The sequence below is a fragment of the Candidatus Cloacimonadota bacterium genome, assembly GCA_034661015.1.
GTDB lineage: Bacteria > Cloacimonadota > Cloacimonadia > JGIOTU-2 > JGIOTU-2 > JAYEKN01.
Genome location: JAYEKN010000223.1, coordinates 1 through 8,616 on the forward strand (window position 1 = coordinate 1; position 8,616 = coordinate 8,616).

Below are 8,616 nucleotides of genomic sequence, written 5' to 3' on the forward strand. Positions count from 1 at the left end.
AATGGTCCGTGACACCACTTTCTATCCTGAGAGTCGGCACGGACCATTCCGTTTTTTTGTCCTGAGAGTCGGCACGGACCAACCTGTCTGGGCATAGTGTAACGAAGCCTGATTCCGTGCCGAATTGAGGAAACACCCACTATTTTTTCCACTGATAAATTTTTAGTTTTCCACCCAATCCGGTAATAAAAATATATATCGGTTGCAAAATTGCCCAAACAGGGAAAAACCACAGGTGCTTTTTTGATAGATCGAATCGTTTAAAACCTGCTTTGATAACCCAAAAATCGGCAATTGATTTTAAAATAAATGAACTGAAAAAAATTAATGGATTAATAAATATTGCTGCGATTATTAATATATTCAACAGGAAAACATCAATTAAATAAAGGAGAAATTCCCGATTGAGAAAACTTTGTGGATTTTCGTTGGAAGCCCATCTGATGCGTTGGTTTAGAAATTTGAATAAATTCTTTTCTGACTTTGTTCCGTTATAGCTCGTTTTTCCAAAAGCAAAATTGATTTTGTATCCTGCTTTTCGAATTAACTGCATCAGAAGAATATCGTCACCGGATTCATATTCCATGATTGATCCATAGCCACCGATTTTATTATATGCTTCCTTCGTATAAGCCAGATTCTGTCCGCTACAAGAAAAAGCCTTATCAATACCTATCACACCCGCGGCAGCAGAAAACAAAGCAGTCATATCAAAATATTCATATTTTTCCACAATGTTAGAATGCGCAAAATTAATTTGGGGAAGCGATAAACCGGAAACCATTCCAACCCCTCTTACGAAATAACGAATCATTCCGGATATCCAAGTGGATTTTACCACACAATCGGCATCTGTTGTGAGAATAATTTCTCCCTTAGCTTCTGCTAATCCAGCCGACAGTGCATTTTTCTTACGAGAAGCTACATTGCCCGAAACCTGAACTGAAACCAATTTTATATTATCAAATTTTCCCGAAAATCTTTTTATAATTTCACCGGTTCTGTCTATGGATTGATCATCCGAAACAACGATCTCATATTTATCTTGAGGATAATCCTGATTTACTAAGCAAGTGAGCAAATTGGAAATATTTTCTTGTTCATTTCTCGCTGCCACAACTACCGAAACAAAAGGAGTGTTGACATTCGGATTCAAATATTTCCTTTTCAAACCTTTTGTTATAAGAAAGGCATATTTCAAATAATACAAAAATAAAAGAGTGATAACGAGGATTAAAATATTCATTTTAAAAATTATTTACCACAAAGGACACAAAGGACACAAAGGAAAAACAAACATATTATAAAGTAACAAATTAATTAGTGTCCATCTGTAAAATCGCATTTTTGCAATGATTCTCCTAATGTGATTCGACGCAGATAAACCCCAAGTGGAATATAAATGCAAAAACTTCCACAGGGCAAGCACTGATTCGGCAGATAAACCCCTGTTGAATAATACAACACAAAGCATTCAACGGGGATACTACTCTTTTTGTAATTAAATTTTTTATCTGCGTAAATCATTTTTTTTCAGCGCTAATCTGCGTCCAATCTATACTTTACGGACAGACTCTAATTAAATCAAATAGCATTTTCGTATAGTCGGTTGTAGATGTTCATCGGCTGACGCGGTTCGCCCCGAAGTGCTCGGAGGAGGTTCTTATTTCTAATTACAAACACACAATTGAGCGGGTGGAGTTACGTCCGGGTCGCACCTGGTTCAATCCTTCTTATCCATGTAAATAAACAGAGTATCAAGTTCCAAATCCTGATAACCAAGCGGTTCGAAATTATAGCCGAGGCTATCCGAGAGAATGGTCGGCTCAGTTCCGGCAATAAAAATTTCTGTAAAAGCATCACTGTCGAATTTCTTTGCAAGTAAGCCGGTGGATTTACTGATTTTTTTCTCAATAATTCCCTGTGGTCTGGGAAATTCATAAAGTTCTTTATCCACAATTGCCTTTCCTGTAGAATCTTTAGGGGAACTGTTTGCTACCGCCCTATTCATAATGTAGGGCCAAGGAGGAACAGCCACATAAGCTCCGGCTTGTCCTTTTCCCAAAGTTATATTGTCATCAAAACCAACCCAAATTCCGAGAACCAATCGTCTGGTAAAAGCAATACACCAGGCATCCTGAAAATTATCCGTAGTCCCGGTTTTTCCACCTGCGGGAAGATAAAATCCACGCCAGCGGATTCCGGCAGCTGTTCCGCCATTTACTACGGATTGCATCAGACTGTTTGTCATATATGCCAATTTCTCACTGATCACTCTGGAAGATTTTGGGAAATTCTGCTCCAAAATTTCGCCGGTTTTGTTTTCAATCCGTTTTATATAGATTGGTTCGATCCTATTTCCACCATTTGCAAAAACAGAATATGCTGTAATCAATTTTGAAGGTTTTACTACACAAGTTCCCAAAGCAAGCGAAAGGTATGGGGGCAGGTAACTGTCTATTCCACATCTTCGGGCGTACTTTATGACTTCATACGGAGAAATATTATTGATTATTTGCACAGCCGGAATATTTCTCGAATGTTGAAGAGCGGTGCGAAGCGAGGTTAATCCGTAATTTTTTTCAGAATAATTCATCGGTTTCCAAAAGGCAGTATCGCTCTGCATAAAGACAACCGGCAGATCGTTTATCATGGTTGCAGGGGTAAAACCGTTTGCCATAGCGGCTGTATATAAAAAAGGTTTAAAAGCCGAGCCCGGCTGTCTGCCCGGTTCTTGCATCATTCGGTTGAATTTGCTGTGATTAAAATTACGTCCTCCGATCATCACTGTTACATAACCGTTATTAGGATTAATTGCAAAAATTCCACCTTGGATATATTTTGTATCGAAATCAACCGTGTCAGGGGGAAAATCCTCATATTTTATATCGTAATCCATCTTATTTTCGAATTTTTTAATATGATTATTTAGCATAGAATCGGCATAGCAAGTTAAATCGTAGTCCATAGGCGTATAGACGCTTAATCCTCCATTATAAAGTTGGGATGTTCCGTATTTGTTTTCGATGTATTTACGAATATATTCGAGATAATAATCAGCGGAATCTTTTTCTTTCTTCTTGCTGGCTAATTTGACCGAGTCTTCATAAGCCTTGTAATAAGATTGTCTGTTGATGTATCCAAGTTCATACATTCTGTTTAGAACTTGTTTGCTTCTTTTGATGGAAACTTCATAATTCATTCTGGGATTCAAATAAGACGGGGCTTGAGGTAAGCGAGCAAGAACAGCACATTCTGCCAAATTCAATTCATTTGCCGGTTTGCCAAAATAATTCTCTGCTGCGGATTCAACCCCGTAATTACCGCCACCAAGATAAGTTTTGTTCAGATACATTTCCAGAATCTGATTTTTGGAAAAAGTCCGCTCAATTTGAAAAGCCAGCATCATTTCCTTAATTTTTCTTGTGTAAGTTTGGTCTCTATTCAGAAACATATCCCGTGCCAATTGCTGAGTTATCGTGCTTGTGCCTTTGGTCTTTTTGAGTGTAAAAACGTTCATCACTACCAGTTTGATCAGGCGGATGACATCAATACCATTATGCTCAAAAAAACTATCGTCTTCGATAGCCACAAATGCATTAATAAGAGTATCCGGCATATCGGAAAATCTAATATTTTTTCGATATTCACTTGCAAAGATTTTTACAAGATTACCATCATTGTCATAAACTTTCGTTCCGTTTTTCATCTCATATTGAAGAAGTTCTGAAATAGGGGGAATTTCTTTGCTCAAATTTTGTAAGAGAGCAAACAAAATCCCGATAAAGAAAAGAAACAGGCAGCAAACAGCGAAGAATACTTTCCAAAATGTAATTTTTTTCATTTATTTCCTTTAAAATATTAGTGAATATTTCTCCAAAATTTTCGGTTTAGAGGATTAATCCAGCGTAAATAAATTTAGATATTTTTTTGCAGGATTTCTTTCAAATTCATTTTCTTGTCCAGTAAAGTAGCGAAGATTCCGGTAATTCCACCGCCGATCAGTGCCAAAATCAATAGAAGCGGGATTAGTGAAAATATTTTAGTATTTCTAATAAAAATAAAATATGCGATAAGCAATTGGCAAAGATTGTGGAAAACCGCCCCCGAAATACTAATTCCAATCAGACTAAATTTGAATTTTGAGTGGATTGCGAGATACATTGCGATCAAACTAATTAGACTACTCAATAGGGAAAAAATCAAAATAGGGGTGAAAATCAATCCGGAGAAAAGGCTTCCGAGAAAAACTTTCGAAATAGTAATAACCAAGGCAGCCCGAAAACCCAACTGAAATAAAATCAATAAAACAAAAACATTTGCAAGTCCAATTCTGAAAAACGGCAAAGGTTTTGGTAAAAAATTTTCCAGAATAAAACAGAGAGTCGCTAAAATTGAAAATGCTGCTAAGGTTAAGGTTAGTTTATGCCTCATAATATTTATTTTGATATATAATCCAAATCCGAATTCTTGTTTTTGCTGTTTTTTAGATAAATAATTGTGCGATTAGGCACACAGACGATAATATCGTTAGTAGTTTTTATCCAACCTTGTTTGATACAAATTTGTTTTTTACAATCAGATTTTATCACTCTGATGCGATTATCATTAACCTCCAATATCATTCCGTTATTCAAATTTACTTCACAGTTTTTATGCAAATCTATTTTTTTTACCAATTTTCCATCAATTCTACATTCTGCATAGTCAAAATTATTCGTATTTTTTTTAAGAAAAGAAACAGATGAGCCTATTGTGAGAAGGACTAAAGTTATCACTAATCCAATATCGGCTTTTGTCAGGCGTTTTAAAAATTTTTTAGGCAAAAAGGTGAACTCCCTTGATTTTGTAACCGCATTTTTTACAGCAGTTGTTTTGGGTGATATTTCTAACAAACACATCATATCCGGAGCGTTCTATTAAAGATTCTCCACATTGAGGGCAATGCGTATTTGCAGTACCGGATATGAAAATATTACCCACGTAAACGTAATCCAATTTTTCTTTGGCAATCTTATAAGCAATTTTCATTGTTTTTTCTGAAGTGATCGGCTTTTGTAATTTGTATCTGGGAAAATAACGAGAAAAATGCAGCGGGATTTTTTTATCTAATTCTGCGATAAAATCCACAAGTTTATGAATTTCTTCTTCAGAATCATTCAAATCAGGAATAAGCAAATAAGTAATTTCAACATGAGTAATCTGTGATGCTACTTTAATGGTTGCTTTAACGGTTTCCAAAAATCCGCTACAATATTTTTTATAAAATTCTTCTGACATTGCTTTCAAATCAATATTCATCGCATCAACAAAAGGCAATAATTTTAGGAGCGGTTCTTCGTTAATCGTTCCATTGGTAATGAGCACTACTTTTTTATTCTGCTTCCTGAGCAACTTTGCCGAATCAAGGATGAATTCATACCAGACGAGAGGCTCGGTGTAGGTAAATGCTATCCCGATAGAATTGACCTTTTCGCAATATCGGACAATTTCTTCGGGTTGGATTGATTTTGTATGACTTCTTTTTTGTGATATTTGATAGTTTTGGCAAAATTGACATCTGAGGTTGCAACCGTTTGGACCGATTGATAAAATATCTGTACCTGGATAAAAATGATAAAGGGGCTTTTTCTCAATTGGATCGAGTGAAATTGAAATAGTTTTTCCATAATTTTCTGCAATGAGTTTTCCATCAATGTTAGTTCGTCCAAAACAAAGACCACTTTTGCCTTCTGAGATTATGCAATTTTGCGGGCAAAGTTGGCACTGGACTTTGTTATCTTCCAGTTTTTTATAAAATAATGCTTCTTTCATGGTTTCTCCTTTTCCGTTTTCGTGCAATTCGCGGACATTTTTTTCTGTTATTGGTTATCACGCGCAAAGGCCGTTTTGGAAAAACGGATTACGGATTTTTTTCCGTTTCCCGTTTTCCGTTTTCCGTTTTCCGTTTTCCGTTTTCCGTTTTCCGTTTTCCGTTTTCCGTTTTCCGTTTCTTAGATACTTTCATTTTCGAGAGTTATGTTTTCCAATTTCATTTTATGGGAAATTCTTACATCTCCAATGATTTTTACATTGTTTCCAAAGCGAACATCCTCTTCAACTATCAGAGAAGTACATTTTTTTAGTGAGGGAATACCTTTTTTACAATGCGAATTCAATTTATCTATAGTTTTGTAAAATCGATCATCAAGATTTATTTCCGGTCTTATCCCTGAATCATTTTCCAGCATGATTTGGTAATCCTTGCGCAATTTATACGCATCACTCCAAACGAGTAAAAGGTCATTTGTTTTCTTTACGGGAACCAGACGGTTCCTCGGAACAGCAATGGCTTTTGAGCCTTCGAAAACACTAATAGCAGAACCCATTGCACTTTCAATCTGATAAACCTTGTTTCCCTCAATTTCTTTGGGATTAATGATCAAGGAAAGAGGGAGTAAATTATTGTAATTTTGCAATTCTTTTTTCAAATATTTTAAATTCACCCAAAGGTTATTCGTATTAAAGTATTTGTATAAATTTATATCCTGAAAAAGGTGGATTTCATCCTCTGGACATTGGGCGATTTCACGTAAAATTAATTGACCGTCTTTTGTTTGAGCAATATGCCCACCTTTATTATCCATCTCTGTTCTTTCGCAAACTTCCATAAGAAACGGAATATCATTGTTTGCAAAATAACCGAATATTTTTTCATTCACAACCGCTCCGAGATTATCGGAGTTTGAAATAAAAGCATATTCGATTCCATTATCCAGAAGTTTGTCCAATATCCCTGTAATTTGCATTACCATATAAATTTCACCATGCCCCGGTGGATTCCAGTTCATATTATCATCATCCAATTTTAGAGGGGAAAGATCACTTTGCTTGATTTTAGGAAATTTATTTTGGATAAAATCTAAGGGAATATTTGCTAATTTGATTGAGGGGTATTTTTTTAGAAAATCAAGAGTGTCCTTCCGCGTATTAAAACTGTCCATAAGAAGTAGGGGAATATTTTCCTTTTTTTCTGCTCGCAGATGAAGTATTTGCGCGACAATGATATCCAAAAAAGTTAAACCATTTTTTGCAGGCAATAAAGATTTTACCTTTTTTAATCCCATGCTCGTGCCCAAACCACCGTTCAGTTTGATTACAGCAAGTTTTTTATATGGTAAATATGAAGGGATAGTTAGCGTTCTATAATCCTTGATCTGCTTTTGGTCGGGGGGGGTAATGTCATTCTCAGAAACTTTGCCGGTTGCCCCTTTGCTAAGCAATTTATAATATTGTAAAAATGCTCGAATTGGGGTATCATCTAATTTTGCATCCATCATAATTTTAGTGAATTTAGTGATCATATTGGGCATAGATTTATTCCTTTCAACCTTATTTTAATATATTTATGTGTTGTGTAAATTTTTATTTTTAATAAGGAAAATATCTCAATCTTGATTTTTATTGTCAAGAAATGGTTAGAGGAATTTTCTTTTTAAAACATTTGACAAAGAAAGCACCGAATAAAATTAAGGACGACAAATTGCAGATTGCATTTGAAATATTTAGAACATTAATTATTTCAATCCAGTTCTGTATTTTGGGCTAGTAACTCAGCGGTAGAGTATCGCCCTTTTAAGGCGAGAGTCGAAGGTTCGAATCCTTCCTGGCTCACCATTTTTTTGTGGCCCCATAGTCTAACGGTTAGGACACAAGGTTTTCATCCTTGGAACAGGAGTTCGATTCTCCTTGGGGTCACCACTTTTAAAGCGACCTTTTGTGGTCGCTTTTTTTTGCCAATTATTTGAAAAATAGGTCTATTTTTGGCTAAGGTAGATTATTAGTTTTTATCGGGAAATTCTTAAGTCCTTAAAAATCAGCAACAATAAAATGAAGTTTAAATTATCAAAAAAAAAGAGCCTTCCAAGGGAAGACTCTCAAATATTTTCGGGATGAAATTGAATTTATTTGTCAGGATCAACACCATCTTTTATCCAACTAATTCCTTTTTGTTTCCAATTGAGTTCTGTAGCATCAATATAACGTTCCCATTTGTAAATACCTGTTTCTTTTCCAATTCTCTTAAACTGAAATTTTGTTGTGGCATTGTCCAATATCACTACTGAACGTACCATACCTTTTTCTTTAAATAATTTCTGTCCTTTTTGCATGTGCACTTGAGCATCTTTTGGTAAAGGTTTTAATTTTCTCATGTCAACAAAAACACCAAATGATCCGGAGTGCCCGATCAATTTTTTTTGGCATTCAGCTGCCCAGTTCTTCATTTCTTCTGCCTGAATAAAACCCTCGAAAGTGAGCTTATATCCATAACTTTTCTTTTCAATATTATACATTTTTATTTCCTTTCTTAGATGAATTTATTTTGACCAACACAATTTTATATTCTAAAAATATTGTCAAGGAAATCAGTTAATCAAATTCTAGTATAATAATTTTCTTACAAAATTTGACAAACTTATTTGAATTCTCTTTTGTGATAGAATATAAATAATCTTAATTTTAATATAAAATAATTAGATATTCGGAGGAATTATGGATAGAATTAAAAAGCCGATGGTAGCCGGTCAGTTTTACCCGGCAAATGCAGACGCCCTTACAAAAAATATAGAAAATTAT

Annotated in this window: 7 protein-coding genes and 2 tRNA genes; 2 read left to right on the top strand and 7 right to left on the bottom strand. The window is 35.1% G+C overall.

Going from position 1 to position 8,616, the window contains the following annotated elements; genetic code table 11:
* Positions 1-139: 139 nt before the first annotated feature.
* The 6 genes from U9P79_08445 to U9P79_08470 all read right to left on the bottom strand — a co-directional run bounded on the left by U9P79_08445 (position 140) and on the right by U9P79_08470 (position 7,352).
* Complete coding sequence (locus tag U9P79_08445) at positions 140-1,246, bottom strand: glycosyltransferase (GenBank protein MEA2104652.1); 1,107 nt, start codon at positions 1,244-1,246, stop codon at positions 140-142.
* 477 nt (positions 1,247-1,723) lie between these two features.
* Positions 1,724-3,844 (bottom strand): PBP1A family penicillin-binding protein, encoded by a 2,121-nt coding sequence (locus U9P79_08450; protein MEA2104653.1) that lies wholly within the window; start codon positions 3,842-3,844, stop codon positions 1,724-1,726.
* Positions 3,845-3,918: 74 nt separating this feature from the next.
* A complete protein-coding gene (locus U9P79_08455; GenBank protein ID MEA2104654.1) occupies positions 3,919-4,434 on the bottom strand; it encodes a Gx transporter family protein in 516 nt (171 codons plus the stop codon).
* 5 nt (positions 4,435-4,439) lie between these two features.
* Complete coding sequence (locus tag U9P79_08460; GenBank protein MEA2104655.1) at positions 4,440-4,826, bottom strand: NusG domain II-containing protein; 387 nt, start codon at positions 4,824-4,826, stop codon at positions 4,440-4,442.
* The gene (gene amrS / locus U9P79_08465) at positions 4,819-5,814 is read right to left on the bottom strand and encodes an AmmeMemoRadiSam system radical SAM enzyme (GenBank protein ID MEA2104656.1); all 996 of its coding nucleotides are present in this window, start codon (positions 5,812-5,814) and stop codon (positions 4,819-4,821) included. Before amrS ends, U9P79_08460 begins: the two co-directional genes overlap by 8 nt.
* A 179-nt stretch (positions 5,815-5,993) precedes the next feature.
* Entirely contained in the window at positions 5,994-7,352 is a 1,359-nt protein-coding gene (locus tag U9P79_08470; protein MEA2104657.1) for a UTP--glucose-1-phosphate uridylyltransferase, read from the bottom strand.
* Positions 7,353-7,581: 229 nt separating this feature from the next.
* On the opposite strand from U9P79_08470, the gene U9P79_08475 reads away from it, so the two are divergent.
* Both U9P79_08475 and U9P79_08480 read left to right on the top strand, forming a co-directional pair.
* Positions 7,582-7,656: transfer RNA gene (locus U9P79_08475), tRNA-Lys, on the top strand.
* A 9-nt stretch (positions 7,657-7,665) separates the two neighbouring features.
* Positions 7,666-7,740: transfer RNA gene (locus tag U9P79_08480), tRNA-Glu, on the top strand.
* A 203-nt stretch (positions 7,741-7,943) separates the two neighbouring features.
* On the opposite strand, the gene U9P79_08485 is transcribed toward U9P79_08480, so the two are convergent.
* Entirely contained in the window at positions 7,944-8,333 is a 390-nt protein-coding gene (locus U9P79_08485) for a hypothetical protein (protein MEA2104658.1), read from the bottom strand.
* Between the last annotated feature and the right edge of the window lie 283 nt (positions 8,334-8,616).